This is a genomic window from Denitratimonas tolerans, assembly GCF_037203605.1.
Lineage (GTDB): Bacteria > Pseudomonadota > Gammaproteobacteria > Xanthomonadales > Xanthomonadaceae > Denitratimonas > Denitratimonas tolerans.
In genome coordinates this window covers 1-26,011 of the sequence record NZ_JBBDHC010000017.1, presented here as the reverse complement: position 1 = coordinate 26,011, position 26,011 = coordinate 1, and the positions used below count along the sequence as shown (strand labels likewise).

The following is a 26,011-nucleotide window of genomic DNA, read 5'->3' as shown; positions in this document are numbered from 1 at the left end:
CCTCGACCTGCGAACCGCCACCCGTAGGTCGGCCCTGCGTGGCCGACGTTGCCGGGCGTCAAACGCTCCGTGCGCTCATCGGGCAGGCAACGCGACGCGCACGGATTCGCCCTGCGGCAGCGCTGCGTCGCTTTCGAAGCTGTCGTTCAGAAGCGCCTGCGGCCGGGTGCTGGTCTTGGCCAGCTCGCCGAGGAAGGCCAGACCGAACTGCGCGAAGGGAACGCTGCTGTTGGCGCTGCCGCCGATAAAGGCGAGGGTGTCGTTGGCGGAGTGCAGGTACGGGAAGAACTCGTAGTCCGTATCGCCCGACTCGCTGGCCATGACGGCGGGGAATCCCTTGCTGGTCCACGAGGCGTGGTCGGAACAGGCGTAGTTGCAGGTGATGCTCCGGCGAATCAGCCCCAGCGGCGCGAGATAGGCATCGAAAAGCGTGTAGGAAAAGCTCAGCAGCGGACCGTTGACGTAGTCGGTGATGAACTGCAGGTGGTACGGCACGCCGACGCGGTAGTTGGTCATGTCGAACTGCAGCACGCCGACCACGTTGATGCCGGCGGACTGGAACTGGCCGGCGAGGGCGGCCGAGCCGCGCAGCCCGACTTCCTCGGCGGCGTAGCCGATGAACTTCACCGTGCGTCGCGGCCTCCAGCCGTCGGCCAGGGCGATGCGCAGGACCTCGGTCAGGGTGGCGATGCCCGAGGCGTCGTCATCGGCACCGGGGGCGAACTGCTCGGTATTGGAGCCGGCCCCCGAGCGGATGGAATCCAGATGCCCGCCCAGCACGACGACTTCCTCGGGCAGCTCGGCACCGTCGATGGTCAGGATCACCGAGGGCTGGGTGGAGCAGCCGGTGCACCCGACCAGTTCGACGCGCACATCGCGGCGGCCATGGCCCAGCGCCAGCCAGGTATCGCGTATCCAGTGCGCCGCAGACAGACCGTACGCGCTTTGGTAGTAGCGGTTCTGGTAGCTGGAGAGGTGGGCGATGGTGGCGCGGATGTTGGCTTCGCTCACCTGCGGCAGCCAGGGCGCGACGGTAGGCTGGCTGTCGATCACATAGCTTGCGGCGGCTGGCTGCAGCACGCCTTCGAGCGAGCGGTCCCGCGCGAGGAAATCGAGCGCCTCGCCGCGGCTCGGGAAGGCGAAGTAGCCGCCGCAGCGCGATTCCTCCTCGTGCACGAAATCGCTCAGCCAGGCGCGCTGCGTGGCATCGAGCTCGACCAGCTTGAGGCGCGTGCCGAGGCTGTCGCTGGCGTCTTCGGCAGGCAAATGGCGCAGCGGACTGGCAAGGAAGGTATCGGCCGAGGTGAGCGCGAACACCGGCGGTTCGGCGGCCTGCGCGAGCGCCGTCATGGCAAGGCCGCCGGCCAGCGCGAGCAGGCGGTGGAGGACGTGGAAGGCCGGCAGTTTCATGGGCAACGATCGGGCGCGCGAAGGCGCAAAGCCTAGCGCATCCGCCCCGCACGGGTAAAAAAATTGTCACGGGACCGCCGTGCGCATCGTCCCGACGTGGCGGCCGGCACACGGCGGAAACCGCTGTGCGGGTTCCGCCCTACCGGATGGGCTTTCGCAGGGCGGAACCGCCGCAGGCGATTCCGCCGCGACGTCATCCGGCAGCGTCGCGCTCCGCGGCAAGGAAGCGATGCGCCTCACTCATCCAGCACCCGTCCGGCTTCGTCCACCACGAAGCGGGCGCGCTTGCCGGCGTAGTAGAAGCTGGCGCGGTAGCGGCCGGCGTCTTCGCCGGTGCCGCGCTCGCACAGGACGGAAATCTTTCCGTCGTTCATGAGCTTGCGAAACGCCTCCACATCCATTTCCAGGGTGCGGGCGACGAGTTCGCCGTCGATGTCGATGGCCGGGTTGCTCATGGACAGTCATCCTCCTGCGCGATGGCGGCACGATGCCACGGGGCGACGCGACGCGTGCTGACCTGGGTCAGCCGCGCGCGGCCGATTCCAGCATCCAGGCGATCTGCGCACCGATGGCCAGATCGCCGACCTGCCCGAAATGCCGGTGCCGCAGGCGGCCCTGCGGGTCGATCAGGCACAGCGTGGGCGTGCCCTGCATGCCGTAGGCGCGCATGGTCCTGGGGATCGGATCGCCGTCGCCGGCGCGGTCCACGCCCACGGGGAAGTCGATGCGGTACTCGTGCAGGAAGGCTTCCAGCGACACCGGCGTCATCGCGGCGTGGTGCTCGAACACGGTGTGCAGGCCGATCACCGCCACATGCTCGGGCGGAAAGGTCTCGCGGATGCGCCTGGCCTGCGGCAGGCCGTGGGAGACGCAGCCGGGGCAGAGCATCTGGAAGGCTTCCAGCACCACGACCCTGCCGCGCAGCGCGGCGAGGGTGGGCGGTTCTGCGGCGTTGAACCAGCGCTCCACCTGCCACTCGGGTGCCATGGGAAGGTCGGTGTTCATTGCGGTTCCTCGTGGGTGTGGGGTCGGTTCGCGGGCGGCAGCGTGTCCCGGAAGCTCCTCGCGCGACGCAGCGCGCGCGCAAGCGCCGCGAGCGTGGCCGCATGCGCGAGCGCCAGCGCGCCGCCGCCGATGCGCGCGAGAGCGGCGGGCCAGAGTACTGCGGCGGCGAGCGCGACGGCGGCGACGAGATGCAGGGCGAGCACCGCGCGCTTGTCGGGCTCGGGCACGAGCAGGCCGACGCCGGGAATGCGCAGCCCGCGCGGGCAGTCGCGGCGCAGCGCGATCCAGGCCAGAAAGGCGCTGATTTCCAGCAGCATGCCGGTCACGATCAGCGGCAAGCCGACGCCGAGCGCGAGCGCGCCGGCGGCAAGTCCGCCGCGTTCGGAAAGCCATCCGGCCGCCGCCAGCGGCGCCAGCGCGCAGGCGGCCCCGAGCGCGATGCTGCCCGCGCGCCAGAACTGCACCAGCGCCGCGTCGCGCCGGCGCGCGGTGGCCATCGGCAGGAGCAGCGATGCCAGCACCCAGAGCGCACCGGGCAGGGCGAGCGCCAGCGCCAGGCCGGTTTGCGAATCGACCAGAAACCGCAGCGCCGCGCCGGTCACCAGCGCCGCGCCCGCGAGCATGAACCAGCCGGCCAGCGCCCGCTCGGGGACGCGCCGTGCGCCCTGGAACATCGGCTGCGTGAGGCTGCCCACGGCGGCCATCAGCCCCAGCACCCAGCCGAGCAGGCCAAGGCCCGCGTGCACATCGACGAGGGGTTCGAGCGCGAGTGCGGCGTCACCGCGCAGCGCGAATGCCGCCAGCGCGCCGGCGGCGACGGTGAGCAGCAGCGCGATAAGGGCAAAGCCGATGCCGCCGCGCAGCGCGCGCCGCGCGCCGCGCGCGAGCAGCGACGGCAGTGCGGCCCAGGCGAAACCGAGCGGTGTCAGCGCCAGCAGCAGCGGCGCGAGCGCCAGCGCACCGGCGCTCGGCGCACACAGGCCCACGGCCAGCGCAAGGATGCCGAGGTTGAAGGCGACGTGCAGCGCGTCGGCCGCGCGCCCGAGCCGCAGCGGGCAGCCCGCCGCCACCGGCAGGAATTGCAGCAGCGCGCCGAACATCGCATTGCCCAGCACGCCCAGGGCGAAAACATGCGCCAGGGCCGCGGTTTCCGGCACCCAGCGGCCCATCAGCGCCGCCTCGCCGCGCCACGCCAGCCACGCGCCGGCGGCGATGCCCCAGAGCGGCGACAGCAGCAGCCAGCGCAGCGGGCGCGCCAGCGGCGGTGCCTGCGCGAAATCGAGCGCGCTCATTCCAGATCGTCCAGCCGCGCCTCGTCCTCGCGCCGGCAGATCGCGATGCGCGCGTGGCCGTCCGGCGTATCCTCGATCCTCCAGCAAAAGCCCCACGCCTCCAGCATCGGCAGCAGCGGCAGCGGCCGGAACGGCGTCAGCGCCACCAGCGCCGCGCCGGGCGGCAGCGCGTCCAGCGCCGCGACGATGCGCTCCATCGGTTCGGGCGGCGGCAGGTGGCGCAGGTCGAGTGGCGAGCTCATCGGGCAATGATGCCGCAGATGGGGGCGGCGCGTTCCGTCGGGGACGTAGCCCCGACCTACGAATCGGCAGCGTGGTTCCGTAGGTCGGCCCTACGTGGCCGACGCTGCGCGCGAATCAGCCGCCCATCCAGCGCAGATAGGCACCGAGCAGGTCGCCGCCGTACATCATCTGCACCCATCCGGCGGCCGCAAGATAAGGGCCGAACGGGATCGGCGTGGCGCGGTCGCGGCCCTGGATGATGATGAGTGCGAGCCCCACCACCGCGCCGATCACCGAGCTCATCAGCACCACCGGAAGGATCGCCTTCCAGCCGCAGAGCGCGCCGATCGCGGCCAGCAGCTTGAAGTCGCCAAAGCCCATGCCTTCCTTGCCGGTAAGGAGCTTGAAGCCCCAGTACACGCTCCACAGCGAGAGATAGCCCACCGCCGCGCCGAGGATGGCCTCGCCCGGCGTCACGAACACCGGCACCAGGCTCGCCAGCAGCGCGAACCACAGCAAGGGCAGGGTGAGCACGTCGGGCAGCAGCGTGGTGCGCGCGTCGATGCCGCTCATGGCGACGAAGAACCCGGTGGCCACCAGCATCGTGCCGCCCTGCCAGCTGATCCCGTAACGCCACACCACCAGGGCGAACAGCAGCCCGGTGAGCGCCTCCACCGCCGGATACTGCCACGAAATGCGCGCCTTGCAGCCGCGGCAGCGCCCGCCCAGCAGGAGGAAGCTCACCAGCGGAATGTTTTCCCACGCCGCGAGGCGGTGGCCGCACTTCAGGCAGTGCGATCCTTCCACCACGATGCCGGGCGGCTGCGATCCGCCTTCATCCGTGGGGGCAGGAAGGGCGACGCCGGGTTCTGGCGAAGCGAGATGGAGCGACGCGCGCACCGCCTCCTCGTTCTCGCGCCCATCGGCGGAGTCGGGTGGGGCGGGAGAGCGCTCCGCATCCGCCAGCACCTCGCGCGCATCGCGCAGCCACTGCCACTCCAGGCGCGCGGGCAGACGCAGGATCACCACGTTGAGGAAGCTGCCGACCAGCAGCCCGAACACCGCGGCGCAGGTGATCGCCAGCGCCGGGAAGTCCAGCAGGAGGGTCAGCACCTCAGATGGCCATGCCCAGCTTGAAGATGGGCAGGTACATGCCGACCACGATGCCGCCGACCACGGTGCCGATGAACACCATGATCATCGGCTCCAGCATGGAAGAGAGCGCGTCGACCGCGTTGTTGACCTCCTGCTCGTAGAACTCGGCCACCTTGAGCAGCATGGTATCGAGCGCGCCGGCCTCTTCGCCGATGGCGGCCATCTGGATCACCATGTGCGGGAACACGTCCACCTGGCGCATGGCGGTGTTGAGCTGATAGCCCACCGAGACATCATCCTTGATGCGATGAACGGCCTGCTCGTACACGATGTTGCCGGTGGCGCCGGCCACCGTGTCCAGCGCTTCCACCAGCGGCACACCGGCCTTGAAGGTGATGGCCAGGGTGCGGGCAAAGCGCGCGATGGCGGAGTTTTTCATGATCTCGCCGATCACCGGCACCTTGAGGATCAGGCGGTCGAGAAGCCGCGCGAAGCTCTTTGAGCGCTTCTTGGCCTGTACCAGTCCGATGATTGTGCCGACGGTGACCAGAAGCATTGCCGGCCACCAACTCACCATGAATTCCGATGCATTGACCAGCATCTGGGTAAAGGATGGCAGTTCGGCGCCAAAGTTCTTAAATACTTCCTTGAACTGCGGGATCACGAAGATCAGCAGGATGGCGCTGACGAGGATGGCCACTGCGATTACGATCGTTGGATAGAACAGCGCCTTCTTGATCTTGCCCTTGAGCGCCTCGGTGGCTTCCTTGTAGTTGGCGATGGTGTCGAGCACGGTGTCGAGCACGCCCGCGCCTTCGCCGGCCTTCACCAGGTTGAGGTAGAGCGAGTCGAACTGCATCGGGTGCCTGCCCAGCGCCTCGTGCAGGGTGCTGCCGCCCTCGATGCTGGCGCGGATGTCGTCCAGCATGTTCTTCATGCGGGGGTTCTTCTGCCCGCCGCCGATGATTTCGAACGAGCCGACGAGCGGCACGCCGGACTGCATCATGGTGGCGATCTGGCGGCTGAAGACGGCGATGTCGCGCGCGGTGATCGTTTTTCCTGCGGCACCGAACAGCGGCTTGGCCTTGGGCTTCACCACCGTGGGGGTGATGCCCTGCTTGCGCAGCTCGGCCTTGAGCAGGTTGGCGTTCTTGGCGAGTGTCTCGCCCTTCATCCGGGTGCCGCGCTTGTCCGTGCCCGACCAGACAAAGGGCTGGAGCGGGTTGGGGTTGCGCGGCGCGGCCTTGGCGGCGGCTCGTGTGGCTGACATGGCGGGAATCCCCTCCGACCTCAAAAGGTTTGCATCTTCCGAAGCTTCGGCCCGGCCCCAAACGGGCGGCGGCACCCGCCGCCGGCTTCACGGTGGCAACATTACCACGCCGTTCAGGCATTTGGAGCATCTCCCTCACAATCCGCAAGCAATAGAACCCGTCGGGGGCGTAGCCCCGACCTACGGACTGCCGCACCGAATCCACCATTGCCGCCGCATTCGGCCAACCCGCCGCCCACCGTAGGTCGGCCCTACGCGGCCGACGTTGCCGGACATCGAATACCGCCGGACGCTGAAAACCGCCTCATGTTCGGTCACCGAGCCCGTCGGGGACGTAGCCCCGACCTACGAGTTGCTGGGGCATAACCGGGCGTTGGAACGTCGAGGGCGTGGCCCCGACCTACGAACCGCCGCCACCCCAACGCACCGATGAGTCTCCCGGGTTGGTAAACGGAAGGGGCACATATGCAACGCGTACACACGCATCAGATGTCATCATGATGCGATTTTGATGGTTTGATGCTAAATTCGCTTCCTGCAAAGGAGGCCTAATCATGCGTACCACACTCAATCTGGAAGAAGACGCTCTGTTGGCGGCCCAGGCGTTGGCACGTCGCCAGAGGATTTCCTTGGGCAGTGCCGTCTCCAGCCTGATCCGGGCTGCCGCCCAGGCCACACCATCGCCCGCCCTTGCCACGCCCTTGCGTGGCCGCTACGCACTCGCGCCCGTGCGGGATGAAGTCATCACCACCGAGCATGTCCGCGAGCTGATGGTGCGAGAAGGCATCTGATGCGCCTGCTGCTGGATGCCAATGTCTGGATCGCCTTGCTCGACGATGCACATGTTCATTCGGCACTGGCCAATGCCTTGCTGGAACAACCTGGCCTGCGCATTGCCACCTGCCCTCTGGTGGAAAATGCCGTCATCCGCATCCTGAATCTACCGGCCTATGCCCGCATCGGCCCATTCGGTTTTGCGCGCGTTCGGGATCAGATGGCGCGCGTGTGCGCCGACTTCGATCACGCCTTCTGGGCCGATGACATCAGCCTGCGCGATCACAATCTGGTGAACTTTACCCGCGTACACGGCCACAACCAGATCATGGATCTGTACCTTCTGGCGTTGGCCGTCAAACATGGCGGCAGCCTGGCCACCTTCGATCAGGGCATCGCGCTGGGTGCGGTGGTCCATGCCGAATCCAAACACTTGACGGTACTGTGATGTTGCCGAGGTACCGAACCCGTCGGGGCCGTAGCCCCGACCTACGAACCGCCGCGTCGAATCCACCGTTGCCGCCACCCACCGTAGGTCGGCCCTACGTGGCCGACGCCGCCGGGCGTTGAATGTCACGGGACCGTCGGGGTCGTAGCCCCGACCTACGAACCGCCGCGTCGAATCCACCGTTGCCGCCACCCACCGTAGGTCGGCCCTACGTGGCCGACGCCGCCGGGCGTTGAATGTCACGGGACCGTCGGGGACGTAGCCCCGACCTACGAACCGCCGCGTCGAATCCACCGTTTCCGCCACCCACCGTAGGTCGGCCCTACGCGGCCGACGCCGCCGGGCGTTGAACATCGCATCGTGGCGTTGAGGCACAACTGGGCGTTGGACCGTCGGGGGCATCGCCTCGACCTGCCAGCCAGCAACGAAGTATTCTTACCAAATCTGCATCGATCAATCCGGAGTACGAAATGACTGCCACAGCGACGTTGTCGAGCAAGTTCCAGATATGTATCCCCAAGGCCGTGCGCGAGAGGCAGGCGTGGCAGGCAGGGCAAGAGCTGGTGTTCATCCCCAAGGGTGAAGGTGTGCTTGTGATGCCGGTGCCGCGGCTGGGGCAGCTGGCCGGCATCGCCAAGGGCGCACGCAAAGACGGCTACCGTGATCGCAAGGATCGATTCTGATGACTGACCGCTTGCGCGTGGTGGACACCTCGGCCTGGATCGAGTGGCTCATCGGCAGCGCGCTTGGCGAGGCGCTGAAAGAACACCTCCCCGAGCATCACCGCTGCATCGTGCCGACCATCGTGCAACTGGAGCTTGCGAAATGGCTCACCCGCGAGGCGGGCGAGGAACAGGCCGACAAGATGCTGGCCTACACGCAAACGTGCATCGTGGTGCCACTGGATACCCCCATTGCCTTGCGCGCCGCCGAAATGCACCGCGAGCACAAATTGGCCACCGCCGATGCAATCGTCTACGCCACTGCACAACAGCACGGTGCCGAGCTTCTGACCTGCGACGCACATTTCCAGAACCTGCCCGCCGTGGTGCCACTCCCGAAGAAACCCTGATCGACCCGGATCGCCACCCACCGTAGGTCGGCCCTACGCGGCCGACGCCGCCGGGCGTTGGACACCGCCGTGCATTGAACACCGCCGCGCACCCAACACCACCCCATGCCCGGTCACCGAACCCGGTCGTAACCGATCACCGAATCCGTCGGGGACGTAGCCCCGACCTACGAACCGCGCCGGATCCACCGTTGCCACCGCATCCGACCACCGCCACCCACCGTAGGTCGGCCCTACGCGGCCGACGCCGCCGGGCGTTGAATGTCACGGGAACGTCGGGGACGTAGCCCCGACCTACGAACCGCCGCACCGAATCCACCGCTTCCGCCACCCACCGTAGGTCGGCCCTACGCGGCCGACGTTGCCGGGCGTTGAATGTCACGGGACCGTCGGGGGCGTAGCCCCGACCTACGAACCGCCGCGTCGGATCCACCATCCCGCCACCCACCGTAGGTCGGCCCTACGTGGCCGACGCCGCCGGGCGGTGGGCATCGCCGTGCACCGTGCCGGGCGTGACGCGCCGCTTCCGGAGGTTTGCCTTACGCGGCCTCCCCGTCCAGCCGCAATGCAACTACATGCGCGAACGCCCTGAAATCTCCCAGGTGCCGTGACGCAATTGCGAATACGATGTCCCAGTCGATGGCGTCATAGGCGTGTACGGCGATGTTGCGGAAGCCCACGGCCTTCTTCATCCGCAGCGCCAGCGCCGCATCCATCAGGCTGCCTTCCACCAGGCGATCGAAGGCTTCGCCCATGGTGCCAGGAGGTGCCAGCGGGAGATCGGCGATGAGGTGGGTGGCCAGATCCACGCACATCTGCACGGCGCGGCTGATGTTCAACACCAGCACGTCTTGCAGGTCGACGTCGGCCTTCAGTGCATCGGCCGTTTCCGGGCACTTGGCCGCAATGCGCGCCAGGCAGCGCTGCAGCGAATCGAGCTTGCGCTCGACGATCAGCCTTTCCATGCTCGCCGCCTTTCACCCAGCATGCGACTGACGTAGGGTTGGAAATCCGTATTGTCGAAGAGGTGGCGGCGCATGAGGGCCGCGTGATCGGCAGGGCTGCCCAGCACGCGTTGGCCGAATCGGAGAATCTGGCCCAGCAGCGGCTCGCCGACGGTTTTCAAGTCGATCAGGTCGATCGGCCTGCCTGTGGCGGCGGCCAGTTCAGCCATCAACTGCGCCTTTTCGACTGCGCTCAAGGGATGCTCCGCCTCCAACGCGACATCCAGATCGCTGTCGGCCCGCGCCGTGCCGGCAGCCACGGATCCGAACACCAGCGCCTGGCGGATGCCGGGCTGGCGTTCCAGAACGTGGCGCAGACTCGCTGGCATGGTGGTCATGATGGTGCAGCCGGAGGGCGGGGAGTCCATATTACTTCAGCGCCATCGACACCGCCCCCGGACTGATACATCCTACGTGGCCGACGCTGCCCGGCGTTGAACACCGCCGTGCATTGAACACCGCCGCGCACCCAACACCACCCCATGCCCGGTCACCGAACCCGGTCGTAACCGATCACCGAATCCGTCGGGGCCGTAGCCCCGACCTACGAACCGCCGCGTCGAATCCACCGTCGCCGCCACCCACCGTAGGTCGGCCCTACGCGGCCGACGCTGCCGGGCGTTGAATGTCACGGGACCGTCGGGGACGTAGCCCCGACCTACGAACCGCCGCGTCGAATCCACCGTTTCCGCCACCCACCGTAGGTCGGCCCTACGCGGCCGACGCCGCCGGGCGTTGGACACCGCCGTGCATTGAACACCGCCGCGCACCCAACACCACCCCATGCCCGCCCACCGATGCCCGGGGCACAACCGGGCGTTGGACCGTCGGGGCCGTAGCCCCGACCTACGAACCGCCGCGTCGAATCCACCGCTTCCGCCACCCACCGTAGGTCGGCCCTACGTGGCCGACGTTGCCGGGCGTTGAACACCGCCGTGCATTGAACACCGCCGCGCACCCAACACCACCCCATGCCCGCGTACCGAGCGATTGCGAAAAAACGGATACGGTTCCGGGGCGAACGCCGATGCCGCCGCTTGCGCGCCGCATCGATCCTTCCGCCATGCCTCGCTACCGACGCTACTACCGTGACGGGCAAACCGTCTTCCTTACCCTGGTCACCCAGGGCCGGCGCCCGTGGATGAGCGATCCCGCCGCATGCCGGGAAGTCCTTGCGGCGCTGCGCGCGACGCGCGGACTGCACCCGTTCTCTCACCACGCCCACGTGCTCCTGCCCGACCATCTTCACCTCGTGCTGAGCCCACACCCCGGAATACGCGTTCCGGATCTGGTCGGATGCTTCAAGCGGGCCGCCCAGGCCGGGTTGCACCGGGCCGGCCTCGCATCCTCCGGGCTTTGGCAGGGACGCTACTACGACCATGTCGTGCGCGACCGCGAGGATTTTTCCCGCCACCTGGATTACGTACATTTCAACCCCGTCAAACACGGCTTGATCGCCCACGCCGCCTCCTGGCCGTGGTCGAGCCTTGCGGCATGGCAGGCGCGAGGGGTTTATCCGCCGACATGGGGCGAGACAGCACCGGAGCGCATCCGCGGCATGAGCGAATCGTGAGCGTCGGGCGTTGAACCACCACCGCCGCATATCGGCCAATCCCACCGTAGGTCGGCCCTACGTGGCCGACGTTGCCGGGCGTTGAATGTCACGGGACCGTCGGGGCCGTAGCCCCGACCTACGAACCGCCGCGTCGAATCCACCGCTTCCGCCACCCACCGTAGGTCGGCCCTACGTGGCCGACGCCGCCGGGCGTTGAATGTCACGGGAACGTCGGGGACGTAGCCCCGACCTACGAACCGCGCCGGATCCACCGTTGCCATCGCATCCGACCACCGCCACCCACCGTAGGTCGGCCCTACGCGGCCGACGCCGCCGGGCGTTGAATGTCACGGGACCGTCGGGGACGTAGCCCCGACCTACGAACCGCGCCGAATCCACCATCCCGCCACCCACCGTAGGTCGGCCCTACGCGGCCGACGCCGCCGCGCACCCAACACCACCATGCCCCCAACACCACCCCATGCCGCCCACCGAGCCCCGGGGCATAACCGTGCATTGGACCGTGCATTGAAACGTCGCGCACGTAACCCCGACCTACGGTTTGCCTCACCCCACGCCACCGCACCCCGAAATTCCGCCCCACCACGTCACAATCTGACGCAAACAATCACCTTCATGGCCTTGTCACACGCCACATACGCGATCCCCATCACACTGTCGCGCCTGACTCCGAAAACCTCCCCCAACCCATCCTGACCCGTGTCACACTTCCCGCGCAAAACGGCTGTCCGCAACACTTGGCACGCCCCTTGCACTGTTCCACTTGCCGGTGCAACGTCTGGCCTCCCGGCCAAGGACACGGCGCACGAGCCAGTCCGAGCACCCAGGCAGTTAGCTAACCACAACCTGTTGAACACACAAAGGAAATTTCCCATGAAGACCATCCAGAAAGGCTTCACCCTGATCGAACTGATGATCGTCATCGCGATCATCGGCATCCTCGCCGCCATCGCGCTGCCGGCCTATCAGGACTATGTGATCCGCACCAAGGTTTCGGAAGGTCTGGTGCTGGCCAGCGCCGCCAAGACCGCCGTAGCCGAAACCTTTGCCACCCGCAACTCGGGTGCGGTCGCGGCCTATACCGGCACCGGCGCTGCCGCTGCTGGCTCCTACGGCTACGAGTACACCGCGGGCGAGAAGGTGGCCTCCATCGCCATTGCGGCCATTGCCAATGTCCAGACCCCGGTAGCTGGAGACGGAGTGATCACCGTGACCTACGCCGGCCAGTTGGCCACCGCGCTGGGCGGACCGATCCTGCTCACCCCGGGCAGCGGTGCCGTGAGCGCGACTACGGGATTGCCTGCCGCCGCGATGGCCGTGGGTGCTCCGGTGGTGTGGGGCTGCACGCACGGTACCGCCGCCGCGTTCAAGTACCTCCCGGCCAACTGCCGCTTCTGATCGGTTACGTGCAGGCTGTCGGGTTTATGCCCGCCAGCCTGCAACGATCCACCGAGCCGCCTTGTATCATGCAAGGCGGCTTTTTGTTGTCTTGAATCTGTGTGGAATAGCGTTGATGGCAGATTTCAATTTTCTGATTCGGCTCAAGGCATTGCTGGTTCACTTGGCAGGCTCCATCGTCCTGGCCGCGCTGGCCCTGGGGCTGATTTACGGACTGTGGTATCCGGCCCCGCTGGCCACTGCCGTGGGGGTGAGCAGCATCGTGCTGCTGATGCTGGCGGTGGATGTGGTGCTGGGGCCGATGCTCACCTTTGCGGTGTATCAACCCGGCAAGAAGTCCCTGCGCTTTGATCTGGCGGTGATCGTGTTCATCCAACTCGCCGCCTTTGCCTACGGCATGGCCACCATCGCCCAGGGCCGCCCGGCCTGGCTGGTGTTCAATGAGGATCGGTTTGATGTGGCACAGGCCAGTGATCTGGATACCCGGTATCTGGCCGATGCACTGCCCGAGTTCCGCCATCCGCCTTGGAGCGGGCCAGCCTGGGTGGCTTCGGTCAATCCGGAGGATGTGGAGAAACGCAACCAGCTAGTAATGGAGTCTGCGCTCGGCGGCTCGGATTTGCCGCAGCGCGTGGATTTGTACCGCCCGCTGGTGCAGGAGGCTGACAACATGCTCGCGCGCGCGAAGCCATTGAGTGATCTGGAGCAGTTCAACACCCTCGAGGCGGTTGCCGACGCTGCTGGAAAGTGGCCGCAGGCCGATGCCTGGCTGCCACTGATGAGCCGTTCGCAGCCGATGGTGGTGTTGATTGAGCGTAAAGTCGCCAGCCCGGTCGCGATCGTTGATCTTCGCCCTTGGGATTGATCCTGTCGGCAGGCATCCAGCGCTGAATCACTGGCCCCGATGTTTTCGCGTGGGCAGATTGCCAAGCCGATGATCTGGGTTTTCCGCGGCGCCGCGTGCGGCAGCGATGAACTCAACAGCACGATCCGACACATTGGCATGTTTAATGCATGTTGGTTTGGCGGACAGTCCAGCATCGCTGGCTGACATTCCTACTGCATCTGCGCTGGGGGCGAGTCATGCACAAGGGTCGTGTGGAGCAAGGATTTACCCTGATCGAATTGATGATCGTAATCGCGATCATCGGCATATTGGCTGCTATCGCGCTACCCGCCTATCAGGACTACATTGTCCGCACCCGCGTCTCCGAGGGGTTGGTTTTGGCCAGTCCTGCCAAGCTTGCCGTGACGGAAACCATTGCCACTCGTAACTCCGGACCCATTGTCGGCTACTCGGGCAGCGGTGCCGCGCTTGCCGGCTCGTATGGCTACGAGTTCACGCCCGGATCTAATGTTTCATCAATAGCAATCGCCGCCATCGGAAATGTGCAAAGCATCGCCGCGAACGAGGGGCGCATCACCGTCACCTATGCCGGCAGCCTGGCCACGGTGCTCAATACACCGATTTTCCTTACCCCGGGCAGCGGCAGCATCAACACGACCACGGGCTTGCCTGGCGCACCGATGGTGATTGGCTCACCAGTGGTCTGGGGTTGCACTGCTGGCGCTGTGGCTGCCGCATTCCGATATATACCAGCTAACTGCAGGTACTGATCCGGGGTCGCAAAATAATGATCCCACATCATGCTTGTCCTTCGGGATTGGATTTGAGCAAACGTGATTCTTGTTGATGCTGGGTTTTTATCGCTTCTTTGGGTTTTTTGAGGTTTGAGATGATTGATGTGAATAGTTGATGCGCATGGCGCGGGGTGGTGCGCGGCGGCATGGGGTGGATGTGCAATCGGACATGGCGCGCGCGATCGTGCGAGGGGCGGCGTCGGCCGCGTAGGGCCGACCTACGGAGCGTTGCGGTGGTGGGTGTGTAACGGTGGTTCGTAGGTCGGGGCTACGTCCCCGACGGGTTGGTGTGCATGGCGTGTGGCGGTGCGCGGTGGCATGGGGTGGATGTGCAATCGGGCATGGCGCGCGCGATCGTGCGAGGGGCGGCGTCGGCCACGTAGGGCCGACCTACGGGGTGTTGCGGTGGTGGGTGTGTAACGGCGGTTCGTAGGTCGGGGCTACGTCCCCGACGGCTTCGGTGCGCACGGTGCGGTGGTATGTGGTTGCGTCGGGTGGATGCGCGATCGGCATGGGGCGGCGTCGGCCACGTAGGGCCGACCTACGGGAGCGGGGCACGTCGGCATCGGGCGGCGTCGGCCTCGTAGAGCGGAATTACGCGAGCAGGTATCCGCTCCCTGACAGCGACACAACCGGGGTTCAGATGAAAAACGTAAGCCATTACTTGCAAAAGTGAAGAATTTGCGCATAAATGCAAGTTATGGCTGACACTATCTATACGCCATCCGACCTGGCCGAGTTGATCAAGGCCCGGCGCAAGGCCGCCGGATTGAGCAAAACCGCCCTTGCCAGGCAGGCCGGCAAGGTGCGCGAAGTGATTTACCGGCTGGAAGCTGGCGAGGATGTGACGGTGTCATCCCTGCTGGCGGTACTGGCCGCGCTGGGGCTGGCATTGCACACTGAACCGGCAGGCTTGCCCAGCCCGCAGGAAATGGCCGCCCGCTTTGCGCGGGACGAGGATTGAGGCCCATGCTGCCGGAAAAGATTCCGCTGTTGCAGGTTGCCATCCATGGCGCGATGGCCGGGCAGTTGCTCAAGCAGTCGGTGTACGAGTTCCGCTATCTGCACGCCCATCCGGACCAGCCTGAAGTCGCACTGCTCATGCCCGCCAGCCGCCAGCTGACGTGGCAGGATGGCGACCTGTTCCCGGTGATGGATCAGAACCTGCCGGAAGGCGACCTGTTCATGCGCCTGCGGGCGCTGTTCCCCAAGCAGGCGCTCAGCCCCATGCACCTGCTGGCCCTGATCGGAGACAACGGCATCGGACGCCTTGGATACGCCCTGCCGGATTGGCCTGCCCCGCCACCAGCACCCCCCATTGACCGCGCCACGCTGCTGGAAACCGCCTACAGCCCGCGCGTTTTCGACGAGCTGGTTCATGCCTACCTTGCCACCGGCGCGGGCATTGCCGGCATGCAGCCCAAGATCATGCTGCCGGCGCTGGAAACCGAGCGCACCACCATTCCCATCCCCTCACTGATCGTCAAGGCTGCCAGTGCCGCCTATCCCGGGCTGGCCGCCAACGAATACCTCTGCCTGAAGGCAGCACGTCGGGCGGGCATCCTTACACCGACATTCGAACTCTCCAACGACGGCCACATGCTGGTGCTTGATCGCTTCGACCTGGTACGGCAGCCGGATGGTTCGTTGGAACGCCTGGGTTTCGAAGATATCGCCGCACTGGCCGGGCTGCGCGTGCGCGACGTGCTCTCAGACCGCAAGTACCAGGGCAGTTACCAGCGCGTGGCGGAGTTGTTGCGCATGCTGCAACTGCCGCGCGAAAACCTGCATCGTTTCTTCGAACACGTGGCGTTTTCCGTGATGGTGCGCAACGGCGATGCGCATTTGAAGAATTTCGGCGTGCTGTACCGCTCATCTGCTGATGCCTGGCTGGCCCCGATGTTCGACGTGGTGACCACCACCATCTACCGCTACACCCGCTATGACGGCGGCCCCGAACTGGAAGACCGCACACTGGCGCTCAGGCTGTTTGCCGGCAAACACGGCAGCAAGGCCTACCCCACCACCGAGGAACTGCTGCGTTTCGGCAGCAAGGTGTGTGGAGTGAGCCATCCGCAGGCCGTACTGAACCGCATTGCCGCCGCCCTGCGCGAAACGATGGACGAGGCCCGCCAGGACGAACGCATCCCGGCAACGGTGCGCACGCAGATGGCCGAGGCCTGGGCGCAAGGCGCATTGCATGGCACAAAGTCATGACAGATGGATTTCCAAGGTGCGGCACGCGATCGGCATGAGGCGCGTCGGCCACGTAGGGCCGACCTACGGGGGATGTGGCGCGCGGGGCAAAAAATCGGGCCGCGCGAGGCGGCCCGATGGGGGGATTTACTGTGGTGCTGGAGGTGCTACCAGCATTTGCCGTTGGATTCGGTGCCGGCGAAGCCCTTGTTGCCGCTATTGGTGAGGGTGAGATTGCCGCACTTGTCGCCGACCTGCGAAGAAGCGGGCGTGGCGGTGAGGGTGTAGGTCTGGTTGCTGTTGGCCAGTGCGATGCCGATGGTGTAGTAGCCCTTCTCCGATACCAGTGGATCACCCAGGCCCAGTTGCGCGACGGTCGCGTAGCTGTTGAGGTTGGTGTAATAGCGCTCCTGCGCGGCGGCCACGCGCATCATCATTTCCTTGCCGTCGACGCGGCGGGCGCGGAAGGCGTAGTCGGAGTAGCTCGGGTAGGCGATGGCGGCGAGGATCGCGACGATCGCAACCACGACCATCACTTCGATCAGGGTGAAGCCGCGTTGGATGGGGTGACGCATGGTGGGTTCCCTCTGTCTGGTGCGCCTTCGGGCACGCGAGGTGCCCGAAGGGTGGATGCCGTCAGATTACCATTCCAGCAGGTTGCGCCAGGCGCCGCGGTGCCAGGGCGGGACGACGCTCAGGGCCTGGTTGACTGCATCGCTGAGTTCGTCGCTGAGGCCGGGGATGACGATGGCCGGCTGCTGCACGACGTTTCCATCGGGATCCGTGTAGGTTCCGCCGCCGCCGCCGCGAACCACAGCGGGATCGGCCGGAGGCGATTCGGCCTGCGCAACGCCGCCGACGATGCCCACGCCGCTGCCGGCCACTTCGCCCGAGCTCATGGCCAGCGCCGCGCCGGTGCCGCCGTCGATGGCCATGACCGAATAGCGGTTGCCCGGATCGCAGGGATCGTCGCTCTTGGGGATGAGCCCGTAGACCAGGGCCACGTTGGCGGTGACCATGGGAACGGCGCGGCGCTGCGCACGCTCGCCCTTTTCAGTGGCGATGTTCAGCCGCACGCGCCAGCCCTGCGCGCGTACGCTGTCCGTTACCGCGACACTGCCGCTTTTCCTCCCGACGCGCATGAATGGCGCGCTGGATGGCACGGTGCCGGTCGGACCCGTGTAGCCGGAGACGGTGCGATCGCTGCCGGACTGCGTCAGCGTCTGGGTAATCAGCTGGTTGACGCGGATCGGGTAATGGCTGGATGCCGTGCCATAGTCGCGAATGCCGTACCACGCCTGCTCCTTGATGGTGCTGGTGCGATCCTCTTCTCCCAGGTACTTGCCGGTGCCCACCACGATCATCGCGCGGCGGGTGGACGGATCGCGCAGCGCGGTCGGGTTGTAGGCAATCGGCTGCTCGCCCGCATTGGCGGCGCCACCGTTGCCGTAGCTGGTGAACATCAGGTCCACCTTCCAGTTGGCGGGATCGGTTCCGTCGGAAAGATCGAAGCGCCACAGGTTGCCGGCCAGGTCGCCGGCGTACACGATGTCGTCCACTTCGTTCGAGCCTTCGTCGTACACCATCGGGGTGGAAAGGCCGAAGGTCTTGAAGCCGGGGGGAAGAGTCTGCGGCGCGGCGCTGGTGCGGATTTCCCGGATCAGCTTGCCGGTGGCGATGTCGATCACCAGAAGCGAGGTGCGCGAGGCGGCGGCTTCGTTGATGTCGTTGGCATTTGCCGCTGATTCGGCCTTGTTGGGGAAGTAGCCGCTGGAAACCACCGCAACCCATTTGTCCTGGTACTTGATGCGCGCCACGTTGGCGGAATCATAGGTGTAGCCCAGGGACGCGCAGGTGCGCGAGCCCGCCGCGCAGGGCGGATCGCCCGCCGCGCTGGCGGTGGTGCCGCTGGTGAACTCCCACAGCGCGATCTTGCCGGTACCGCTGGCGGCGCTTTCGCTGCCAGGGTTGGGATCGGTGACATCCAGCGCATAGATGCCGCGCCCGCCCAGGCGGGCCGAGCCCAGCAGGATGGTGCGCCACTTGCCGTTGATGAACACGTCGGCTTCGCGTGCCGGGGAGTCGACGCCGGGGACGAGATCCGAGTTGCGGTCGGTAATGGCAGAGAGGCGGCCATTTTCGATCAGGAAGTTGGGGATGTAGGCCCACAGCTCCTTGCCTGACGCCGCATCGAAGGCGTGCAGCATGCCGTCGTTGGCACCCGCGTAAACGGTGGGCGCGCGCGCGCGCTCGGCGTTCTGGTAGCCGGCGTAGCTGTCATCCTCGTTCGCGGCCGCCGCAATGGCCTCCGGCGAGCTGGGCGGAAATACGTCGTGGAAGCCCGAGCGCGGCGCGGAGACGTACGCCGGCTCGCCGTTGATGATCGCACCCAGCACCGAGGTGCGCAGGCGCATCAGCGGCGTTGCGGGGAGTGACTCCTGGGTACGGTCGCCGCGAATATAGTCCACCCGCTTGGCGCCGTGCCCGTCCGAATCAAGCCCGGCTCTTTGCGCGGTGGTCAGCGAGGTGAGGCGGAACGGAATGCCGGTGCCCTGGCCATCGGAGGTGATGATCACGCGCGAGTTCGGATCGCGCGCGGTGCTGGAGCCGGTCGGGTCCGGGCACTGGCCACCCGTCAGGATGCAGGCCGCATTCCATTCCGACTCGCCGGGCTGGCCGGTGGCGTCGATCTTGCGACGAATCAGGCTGCCGGCCCATCCGCTGCTGTCGTAGCCGCCCTGGTAGATCGAGTTCCCACCGGTAAGGATGGGAAGGGATACGGCCGCCGGTGTGGAGGAGGTGCTCTGCGCCACCACGCTGGCGATGATCTTGCGCATGGCGTCGATCAGCTCGTCGGGGTTGGCGGCGGCGAAGAACTGGCCGCGACTGTTGACGGCCGCGTGCCACATGTCGTCGATTTTTTCAGCTATGTCACTGCTCGGGATGTTGGGCCATGCGGCCTGCCCCTTGCGCAGGCGCAAAAGGTTGGCATCGGTTGCGGGAATGGTGCCATCCACGCCGAAGCCGATTATGTATTGAACCAGGTGCGGCCAGGTCGCTGGGTTGTTGGCGGGATTCCAGTAGACCTCGGGATTGTCCAGCCAGTTGTCGCCCGGATTCAGCGGCGTGCTGCCGGTGACGCCGGTGGTGCGATCGGCCAGATAAGGGCGCACCTTGAGCTTGGTCTGGGCATTGGTCTGGAAGTCCGGACGCAGGTCTGTGGCCCAGAAGTGGAAACCGATGTCGGCCATGCCGCGGGTGTTTGGCGTGCCCTCATTCCAGTAGAGGGTGGTCGGACCGCCTAAGGTGCCCTTTCCGTATGTCCTGCCGTCCGGAAGGGTGCGGGGTAGGGGGGAGTTGTCGTTGCTGGTGGTGGTAACGGAGCCGCCGTTCCACATGCCGTCGGTCATCTGGATGTGGAAGTTCTTGCGGCAGGCCAGCTCGCGCCCGGAATCGGGGTCGTAGTAAGGGTTCTTGGTTGTAAGGCGATTGCTGTTGTTGCCGTAGGTGAACAGGGTTCCCACGCGGTTGGCAGCGGCCTGATTTGGAGTACCACCGCTTGCCGGGTTGTTGAACAGCCAGTTGTAGAATTTTGTCCGGGTGGCACCCTGGAAAGGAGAAAGAATCGTGGTGCCGCCTGCAACGAAGGGGTTGGCTGTGGTGTTGGAGTTGATGTTCTGCCAGGCGACCCGGATCCCGTGGTCGAAATCGGCGAAAGCGTGCGAGGTGCCGCTGATGGCTGCGATCTTGCGGTAGCGGTAATAGGAGTACCAGTTGGCGAAGTTCTGTCGTTCCGCCGCGGGAAGGGGCACCCAGGTCCAGTTGTTGGTGGTGTAAAGCGTTCCCGTGTTGGATATCTTTCCGTTGGCATCGGCAGTCAATGCCGGGCCGGTGTAGCGGTAATAGCCGGCACCCGTCGCCCCGCAAAAGCTCAGCGTCGACAGATTGCTCGTTGACGAAGCAGTTCCTCCGGGACGATTGTGTTGAATGCCCTCACGCCATGCGGCGGTAAAAGATGCGGCGGGAAAGCTGGTGCCGTTCTCGTACAGCGGTGGTCGGTAGATGGTGTTGGGGTTGTAATAGACACCGTTCATCGGCAGCGCCTTCAGCGTTCCGGCCGCAGCCTGCGGGTCGATGACGCCGGCACACTTCCATCGGTTGCTTCCCCAGGAGGTATTGTTCGGGTCGTAAGGTCGCCTGTCAGGCATGTAATCCCAGGCCATCGAACCCGAATCATCGAAGGTCAGCACCACGTTCGGCGCCACTTTGGCGGTGAGCTCGGGCGGCGTGGTCAGCAGATCCACGGTGCCGGCTGCCGGTGCGGCCTGCGACAGGCCCGACAGCGCGCTGGCAAAGGTGATGGCCGCGGCCATCAGGGAAGTCTTGAGGTGCATCCTGTTCATGACGAGGCTCCTTGGAGGGTGCGCGGATCAGGGCGACGCATTGGACTGGGTGCCGGTATTGGTGAGGTCGCTGGAGGAGAACACGCTTTCCAGCACGCGGATGGATGCGTTGTTGCCGCCCTGGCTGCGCGCGGTGATGCGGTAGAAGTTGGACTTGCCGGCCTGGCTGCGCAGTTCGCTGTCGATGGCACCGGCCTGGTTGCCAGAGCCGGGGGGCACGTTGGCACCCATGTCTTCGATCATGATGGCCGGCTGCTGGGCCAGTGAGGCCGTTTGCAGGTTGCCGGTCAGGCCCGTGAGCGTGTGGTTGTAGGTGAAAGCACCCGCTGGCGGCGTGACCCAGTTTCGCGCGGTGCGGAATGACTGCACTCCGGCCTTCAGCGTTCCGTCCACCTGCGGACGCTGCACGCAGGTCCCGGTGCTGCTGCCGATGCAGGGCGGCAGGGGCTGGCCTGTTGCGGCGTTGAAGTCCAGGTTCCACAGCCAGGATTCGGCTCCGCGCAATCCGCTGTCGGCGCCCATGGCGCTGAGCTGCTGGTTGCGCATGCCGCCGACCATTTTTTCCTGCAGCATGGAGGAGCTGCTGGCCGCCAGGGCGATCAGGGTGATGAGTACCAGCATGATGAGCGCGATGAACAGCACGGCGCCGCGCTGGCGGGCCGGGATGAGGCCGAGCTTGGAGAAGTTGTGAATAGCCATATGCGACCTACAGGTTGCCGTTGCGTACGGAGAAATAGCCGATGAATTCGCGGCGGTTCATGTTTCCGACCTGAAGGCCGGAGGGAAGCGTGTCCGAGGCTGCCGGGATGGGGTAATCGGTTCCATCGAAACGGTAGCTGCGGCCGATTGCGTCGATCGTGTTCACTTCGTCCACCGAATTGACCAGAAGATGCGGCTCGATGGTGCGGACAGAGCGCCACAGGCAGCCCGGCTCCATGGTGGTGCCAGGCGGTGCCACGGCGCATCCGACCGGGCTGGTGGTGGTGATTTCCGCCGCGGTCATGAGGCGTGTATTGCCGTCGCCCTGCAGCACCCCGAAGCGGAAGGCCAATAGATCCACGCCGCGCACCAGCTCCTGGGCCACGCCGTTCTCGCTCCGTACCAGTACCGGGATCAGGCGCTGGGATGCGGCGCTGTTGGGGCGGGCATCCGGGCTATCGTCGCCGCGGAATACCAGGTAGTAGCTGACGGTGACGAAATCGTTGGTGAAATCGAACAGACGCGCGTCGCGCAGCGAGCTGCCGTTGCAGAGCTGGCCGGGGGCGCCGGCGAGGACGTTGCCGTCTACCGTCAGTGTCTTGCTGCCCACGTTGACCGCGCTGATCGGCAGGATCGCGGGCGCAATGCAGTCGGACACCAGCGCAAGGCCGGCCGTCATGTTGAACGGGTCGTCGCCGGTCTGCGGGGCGACGGTGATCACGGTGCCTCCGGCGATCGTGCCTCCCGTGGGCGTGGAACAAGTGTTCAGCGGAACCGTCCAGCCCGAGCCGCGCAGGTAGCGCACGGTGAGTACGTCCGAACCCGGTACGCGGCTGCCGACCGCAAGGCCCATGTCGGGGATTCCGGTATTTGCGGCAGTGAGAGCCGGCGTGCAGGCCGTTGTGGTGCAGGTGTAGCCCTGGATGAACCAGCGCGGGCTGAGCACGTAAGCGGCCGCGGCCGATGCCGTGGTGGGATTGCCGGTCGCGTCGATGCTGTTGATGTTGCTGTCGGGCAGATTCAGATCCCTGGCGTACACCATGGGCGCGCGGCTCGGCAGGACCGGGACCGTGGTGCCTTTCACGCTGGCGCCGGTGGTGGAGCTGCAGTACTGGCCGGCCGCCATGCGCATGTCGGTTTCCATGCGCATCAGGGCAAAACGGCCGTTTTCCTGCAGGCGGGCCAGGCCGCTCTGCACCTTGTTGGTGCCGCTGATGCCGCTGAACAGGGTGATGATGCCGGCCATCAGCAACAGGCCGAGTGCCACCGCGACGAGCACTTCCACCAGGGTGAAGCCGGAGTGCTGCGGGCGATGCGCGCGCATGGCGGAGAATGAGATGCTCATGGCTGGAACACCCATGCGAAGGTCTGGGTGGCGGGCGTGCCGCCGGTTCTGGACAGGTCGGCCTCGGTCCAGGTGATGGTCATTCTGCAGAGCCCCCCATAAGGCTGGGAGCCGGCGTAGCCCGGATTGGGCGGCAGGTTGTCGCAATTGATGACGGCGGTGGGCGCCGGGAGGTGTTCGACAAGTTGTTGACTCCACATCAGCCGGTCATAGGCGGCGAGCTGGGTGGGCGTGCAGCTGGCGGTTCGGCAGTCGGCGGTGCCCGTTGCGGTGCTGGCGTTGTAGGTGCCGTTGTACTGGTCGATCCAGCCGAGGTTGGTGCGCATGCGGTCGGCCATGGATTCGCCCAGGAAGGAGGCCTGGGTGCGCAGGAACGCGCTGTGGTTGGTGCGAACGGAAAGCACCATCAGGCCGGCGACTCCCAGCAGCCCTATGCTGAACACGAGGATGGAGATCAGCACTTCGAGCAGGGTAAAGCCGCGCTGGCGGGGAAAGATTCGCATTGGGCCGCTCTCCATTTAGTTGCATTCACCCGCGGGGGCGCCGGTCGTGTCGCGCCGCGCATCGATGATTCCGCTGGGAGCCACGTGGACGCGCCGGGACTGGGCTGGATCTTTCATGTCCGTGGGGCGGCAGATGCTGAAGTCGAATTCGGTCGCGCCGCGCAGGGCGCCGGTCGGGGAAAAGACCACGATGCCGTCGTCTCCACCTGAGCCGGTGGCGAACGCCAGCAGGGTGAATCCGTTTTCCATGGCGCCGCGGTGCTGGACGCACATGGAAACGCCATTCTCGATCGAGGCCGCGCATGCCGCCGCCGTGGCACCCGGCGAGGTGGGAGGGTCTTCGAGGACGCCGCCGGTTACCTTGGCAGCCACGACCTGCCAGCCATCGTTCCAGTTTCCGCCGTTGGCCACGACGGCGACGCTGCGACCACGGCGTACGGCTTCGGCGCGGGCGGTGTTGAGCGCGCCGACCAGTTCGTTGGTGTTGGTGGTGGCGGTCATCCGCAGGCTGAACTCCCGGAAGCTGGGGAGCGCAATGGCCGCGAGGATGGCGACGATTGCAATCGTCACGATCAGTTCCACGAGGGTGAAGCCGAGCGTTCGTTGGGGTTGTCCGAGGCGGGAATGCATCTCAGGCTCCTGTTTTCACTGGTACAGGCTAGTGTGGCACTTGGGCGTGAGGCCAGTCTTGCCCGATGATCGGTTGGCCCGACCCGATGGCCGTTCGGTGACGTGGGATGTGTGGCGCAGCGTCGGCCGCGTAGGGCCGACCTACGGGGGGTGTGGGGTGTGGCGTCGGCCGCGTAGGGCCGACCTACGGGGGGGTGTGGCGTCGGCCGCGTAGGGCCGACCTACGAGGGGGCGTAGGTCGGGGCTACGTCCCCGACGGGGTGTGGGTGGTGTGTGTGCGGTGTGGCGTGGCGCAGCGTCGGCCGCGTAGGGCCGACCTACGAGGGGTGTGGGGTGTGGCGTCGGCCGCGTAGGGCCGACCTACGAGGGGGCGTAGGTCGGGGCTACGTCCCCGACGAATGCTTGTGGCATCCTTGCCGGCCGATTTGGCTGAACGAGACGAATGCCTCCGATGAGCAGCACCCCCGCGACCGTCAATGCCCGCGTGTTCCCGCGCGCCGGGCTGGATATCCTTTCCCGCCAGGAGGTGAGTCGCCTGCGCGATGCCTCCAGGGGCGGGCTGCATGACCTCCTGCGCCGCTGCACCCTGGCGGTGCTGACGTCCGGCAGCGCCACGGATGACCCGCGTGCGGCGCTGATCCGCTATCCGGATTTCGACGTGCAGGTACAGCAGCAGGATCGCGGGGTGAAGCTGGAGCTGTCCAACGCGCCGGCCGAGGCGTTCGTCGATGGCAGGATCATCGTGGGCGTGGCCGAGCTGCTGTTCGCGGTGGTGCGCGACATCGCCTACGTCTCTTCGGAGATTCAGAACAACGGCGACTTCGATCTGAGCAACCCGGAGGACATCACCAACGCGGTGTTCGAGATCCTGCGCAACGCGCGCGTGCTGCGCTCGCACGTGGACCCGAACCTGGTGGTGTGCTGGGGCGGCCATTCGATCGGTCGCGCCGAGTACATCTACACCAAGGATGTCGGCTACCAGCTGGGCCTGCGCGCGCTGGACATCTGCACCGGCTGCGGGCCGGGGGCGATGAAGGGGCCGATGAAGGGCGCGACCATCGCGCACGCCAAGCAGCGCCGCCGTGCAAACCGCTACATCGGCATCACCGAACCGGGCATCATCGCGGCCGAGTCGCCCAATCCGATCGTCAACGAACTGGTGATCATGCCGGACATCGAGAAGCGCCTCGAAGCCTTCGTGCGCCTCGGGCACGGCATCATCGTGTTCCCCGGCGGCGTCGGCACGGCCGAGGAAATCCTGTACCTCCTGGGCATCCTGCTGCATCCGCAGAACGCCGACGTGCCCTTCCCGCTGGTGTTCACCGGCCCGCGCGAGTCGGCGGCCTATTTCGACCAGATCGACCGCTTCCTGCGCCTGACGCTGGGCGAGAGCGTAGCCGAGCGCTACCACATCGTGGTGGACGATCCGCGCGAGGTGGCGACCCACATGCAGCGCGGCTTCGAGAAGGTGAAGTCGCATCGGCTCGACAGCAAGGATGCGTTCTTCTTCAACTGGTCGCTCAAGATCGAGCCGGAATACCAGCATCCGTTCGGCCCGACCCACGAGAACATGCGCAAGCTGCACCTCTACCGCGACCGGCCGGCGCACGTGCTCGCCGCCGACCTGCGGCGGGCGTTCTCGGGCATCGTGGCGGGCAACGTGAAGGAGGAGGGCATGCAGGCGATCGAGCAGCACGGTCCCTTCATCATCGACGGCGAGCCGGAAATCATGCGCGCCCTGGACGAACTCCTGCAGAGCTTCGTGGCGCAGAACCGGATGAAGATGTCGGGCGACTACAAGCCCTGCTATCGGCTGCTGACCTGAGCCGTCCCTGTCTGCGTTGCGCTGGCAGGGCGGGAGCCGCATAGCGGATTCCGCCGAGGGTGCGGTGCCGTGGGACGGGGTGATGGTGGAGTCGCCTTCGGCGATTCCACCCTGCGATAGATTCGCAGGTCGGGGCTACGTCCCCGACGCAGTGTTCGATGCCCGGCAGCGTCGGCCACGTAGGGCCGACCTACCGAGATGTG

Annotated in this window: 26 protein-coding genes; 11 read left to right on the top strand and 15 right to left on the bottom strand. The window is 66.1% G+C overall.

Translation table 11 applies throughout. The features are described from left to right. Window positions 1–75: 75 nt before the first annotated feature. The 7 genes from WB794_RS11275 to WB794_RS11245 all read right to left on the bottom strand — a co-directional run bounded on the left by WB794_RS11275 (window position 76) and on the right by WB794_RS11245 (window position 6,294). Window positions 76–1,410, bottom strand: coding sequence for a M20/M25/M40 family metallo-hydrolase (locus tag WB794_RS11275; RefSeq protein WP_337335956.1), 1,335 nt, complete (start codon window positions 1,408–1,410; stop codon window positions 76–78). A gap of 236 nt (window positions 1,411–1,646) precedes the next feature. After that, window positions 1,647–1,865, bottom strand: coding sequence for a DUF6522 family protein (locus WB794_RS11270; RefSeq protein ID WP_337335955.1), 219 nt, complete (start codon window positions 1,863–1,865; stop codon window positions 1,647–1,649). 67 nt (window positions 1,866–1,932) lie between these two features. Continuing rightward, window positions 1,933–2,415 carry a redoxin domain-containing protein gene (locus WB794_RS11265; RefSeq protein ID WP_337335954.1) on the bottom strand — a complete coding sequence of 161 codons (483 nt, stop codon included), beginning with the start codon at window positions 2,413–2,415 and terminating at the stop codon, window positions 1,933–1,935. Beyond that, complete coding sequence (locus WB794_RS11260; protein WP_337335953.1) at window positions 2,412–3,707, bottom strand: hypothetical protein; 1,296 nt, start codon at window positions 3,705–3,707, stop codon at window positions 2,412–2,414. Before WB794_RS11260 ends, WB794_RS11265 begins: the two co-directional genes overlap by 4 nt. Further along, window positions 3,704–3,949, bottom strand: a complete 246-nt coding sequence (locus WB794_RS11255; RefSeq protein ID WP_337335952.1) for a DUF2249 domain-containing protein — start codon at window positions 3,947–3,949, stop codon at window positions 3,704–3,706. Before WB794_RS11255 ends, WB794_RS11260 begins: the two co-directional genes overlap by 4 nt. A 115-nt stretch (window positions 3,950–4,064) precedes the next feature. Beyond that, window positions 4,065–5,039: a prepilin peptidase gene (locus WB794_RS11250; protein ID WP_337336005.1), complete on the bottom strand. Its 975-nt coding sequence runs from the start codon at window positions 5,037–5,039 to the stop codon at window positions 4,065–4,067. A gap of 4 nt (window positions 5,040–5,043) precedes the next feature. Further along, window positions 5,044–6,294 carry a type II secretion system F family protein gene (locus WB794_RS11245; RefSeq protein WP_337335951.1) on the bottom strand — a complete coding sequence of 417 codons (1,251 nt, stop codon included), beginning with the start codon at window positions 6,292–6,294 and terminating at the stop codon, window positions 5,044–5,046. Between the two features lie 554 nt (window positions 6,295–6,848). On the opposite strand from WB794_RS11245, the gene WB794_RS11240 reads away from it, so the two are divergent. The 4 genes from WB794_RS11240 (at window position 6,849) to WB794_RS11225 (ending at window position 8,588) form a co-directional block, all read left to right on the top strand. Continuing rightward, window positions 6,849–7,085 (top strand): hypothetical protein, encoded by a 237-nt coding sequence (locus tag WB794_RS11240; protein ID WP_337335950.1) that lies wholly within the window; start codon window positions 6,849–6,851, stop codon window positions 7,083–7,085. Then, entirely contained in the window at window positions 7,085–7,516 is a 432-nt protein-coding gene (locus tag WB794_RS11235) for a TA system VapC family ribonuclease toxin (RefSeq protein WP_337335949.1), read from the top strand. Before WB794_RS11240 ends, WB794_RS11235 begins: the two co-directional genes overlap by 1 nt. Before the next feature lie 470 nt (window positions 7,517–7,986). Further along, window positions 7,987–8,199, top strand: a complete 213-nt coding sequence (locus WB794_RS11230) for an AbrB/MazE/SpoVT family DNA-binding domain-containing protein (protein WP_337335948.1) — start codon at window positions 7,987–7,989, stop codon at window positions 8,197–8,199. Continuing rightward, window positions 8,199–8,588 (top strand): type II toxin-antitoxin system VapC family toxin, encoded by a 390-nt coding sequence (locus WB794_RS11225; RefSeq protein WP_337335947.1) that lies wholly within the window; start codon window positions 8,199–8,201, stop codon window positions 8,586–8,588. Before WB794_RS11230 ends, WB794_RS11225 begins: the two co-directional genes overlap by 1 nt. Before the next feature lie 539 nt (window positions 8,589–9,127). Here the strand turns inward: WB794_RS11225 and hepT are convergent. Next, a complete protein-coding gene (gene hepT, locus WB794_RS11220) occupies window positions 9,128–9,553 on the bottom strand; it encodes a type VII toxin-antitoxin system HepT family RNase toxin (RefSeq protein ID WP_337335946.1) in 426 nt (141 codons plus the stop codon). Then, window positions 9,541–9,930: a type VII toxin-antitoxin system MntA family adenylyltransferase antitoxin gene (gene mntA, locus WB794_RS11215; RefSeq protein ID WP_337335945.1), complete on the bottom strand. Its 390-nt coding sequence runs from the start codon at window positions 9,928–9,930 to the stop codon at window positions 9,541–9,543. Before mntA ends, hepT begins: the two co-directional genes overlap by 13 nt. 689 nt (window positions 9,931–10,619) lie before the next feature. Here mntA and WB794_RS11210 point away from each other — a divergent pair. From WB794_RS11210 to WB794_RS11185, 6 genes are all read left to right on the top strand, one after another. Continuing rightward, window positions 10,620–11,165 carry an REP-associated tyrosine transposase gene (locus WB794_RS11210; RefSeq protein ID WP_337335944.1) on the top strand — a complete coding sequence of 182 codons (546 nt, stop codon included), beginning with the start codon at window positions 10,620–10,622 and terminating at the stop codon, window positions 11,163–11,165. 876 nt (window positions 11,166–12,041) lie between these two features. Next, window positions 12,042–12,566, top strand: coding sequence for a pilin (locus WB794_RS11205; RefSeq protein WP_337335943.1), 525 nt, complete (start codon window positions 12,042–12,044; stop codon window positions 12,564–12,566). 115 nt (window positions 12,567–12,681) lie between these two features. Then, a complete protein-coding gene (gene tfpZ / locus WB794_RS11200; RefSeq protein ID WP_337335942.1) occupies window positions 12,682–13,431 on the top strand; it encodes a TfpX/TfpZ family type IV pilin accessory protein in 750 nt (249 codons plus the stop codon). 218 nt (window positions 13,432–13,649) lie between these two features. After that, a complete protein-coding gene (locus WB794_RS11195) occupies window positions 13,650–14,183 on the top strand; it encodes a pilin (RefSeq protein WP_337335941.1) in 534 nt (177 codons plus the stop codon). 724 nt (window positions 14,184–14,907) lie between these two features. Continuing rightward, the gene (locus WB794_RS11190) at window positions 14,908–15,171 is read left to right on the top strand and encodes a helix-turn-helix domain-containing protein (RefSeq protein ID WP_337335940.1); all 264 of its coding nucleotides are present in this window, start codon (window positions 14,908–14,910) and stop codon (window positions 15,169–15,171) included. A gap of 5 nt (window positions 15,172–15,176) precedes the next feature. Continuing rightward, window positions 15,177–16,424: a type II toxin-antitoxin system HipA family toxin gene (locus tag WB794_RS11185; RefSeq protein ID WP_337335939.1), complete on the top strand. Its 1,248-nt coding sequence runs from the start codon at window positions 15,177–15,179 to the stop codon at window positions 16,422–16,424. Between the two features lie 146 nt (window positions 16,425–16,570). Here the strand turns inward: WB794_RS11185 and WB794_RS11180 are convergent, their stop codons facing one another. The 6 genes from WB794_RS11180 to WB794_RS11155 form a co-directional block, all read right to left on the bottom strand. Next, window positions 16,571–16,978 carry a type IV pilin protein gene (locus tag WB794_RS11180; protein ID WP_337335938.1) on the bottom strand — a complete coding sequence of 136 codons (408 nt, stop codon included), beginning with the start codon at window positions 16,976–16,978 and terminating at the stop codon, window positions 16,571–16,573. 66 nt (window positions 16,979–17,044) lie between these two features. Continuing rightward, window positions 17,045–20,806 carry a pilus assembly protein gene (locus tag WB794_RS11175; protein ID WP_337335937.1) on the bottom strand — a complete coding sequence of 1,254 codons (3,762 nt, stop codon included), beginning with the start codon at window positions 20,804–20,806 and terminating at the stop codon, window positions 17,045–17,047. A gap of 27 nt (window positions 20,807–20,833) precedes the next feature. Next, on the bottom strand, window positions 20,834–21,505 hold the full coding sequence (locus WB794_RS11170; protein ID WP_337335936.1) for a pilus assembly PilX family protein: 672 nt from the start codon (window positions 21,503–21,505) through the stop codon (window positions 20,834–20,836). Window positions 21,506–21,512: 7 nt separating this feature from the next. Next, window positions 21,513–22,850, bottom strand: a complete 1,338-nt coding sequence (locus tag WB794_RS11165) for a PilW family protein (RefSeq protein WP_337335935.1) — start codon at window positions 22,848–22,850, stop codon at window positions 21,513–21,515. After that, the gene (pilV, locus tag WB794_RS11160; RefSeq protein WP_337335934.1) at window positions 22,847–23,353 is read right to left on the bottom strand and encodes a type IV pilus modification protein PilV; all 507 of its coding nucleotides are present in this window, start codon (window positions 23,351–23,353) and stop codon (window positions 22,847–22,849) included. Before pilV ends, WB794_RS11165 begins: the two co-directional genes overlap by 4 nt. A 15-nt stretch (window positions 23,354–23,368) precedes the next feature. After that, window positions 23,369–23,983, bottom strand: coding sequence for a GspH/FimT family pseudopilin (locus tag WB794_RS11155; RefSeq protein ID WP_337335933.1), 615 nt, complete (start codon window positions 23,981–23,983; stop codon window positions 23,369–23,371). A 442-nt stretch (window positions 23,984–24,425) separates the two neighbouring features. Between WB794_RS11155 and ppnN the strand changes: the two genes are divergently transcribed. Then, window positions 24,426–25,808 (top strand): nucleotide 5'-monophosphate nucleosidase PpnN, encoded by a 1,383-nt coding sequence (gene ppnN, locus WB794_RS11150; protein WP_415926686.1) that lies wholly within the window; start codon window positions 24,426–24,428, stop codon window positions 25,806–25,808. Window positions 25,809–26,011 lie beyond the last annotated feature (203 nt).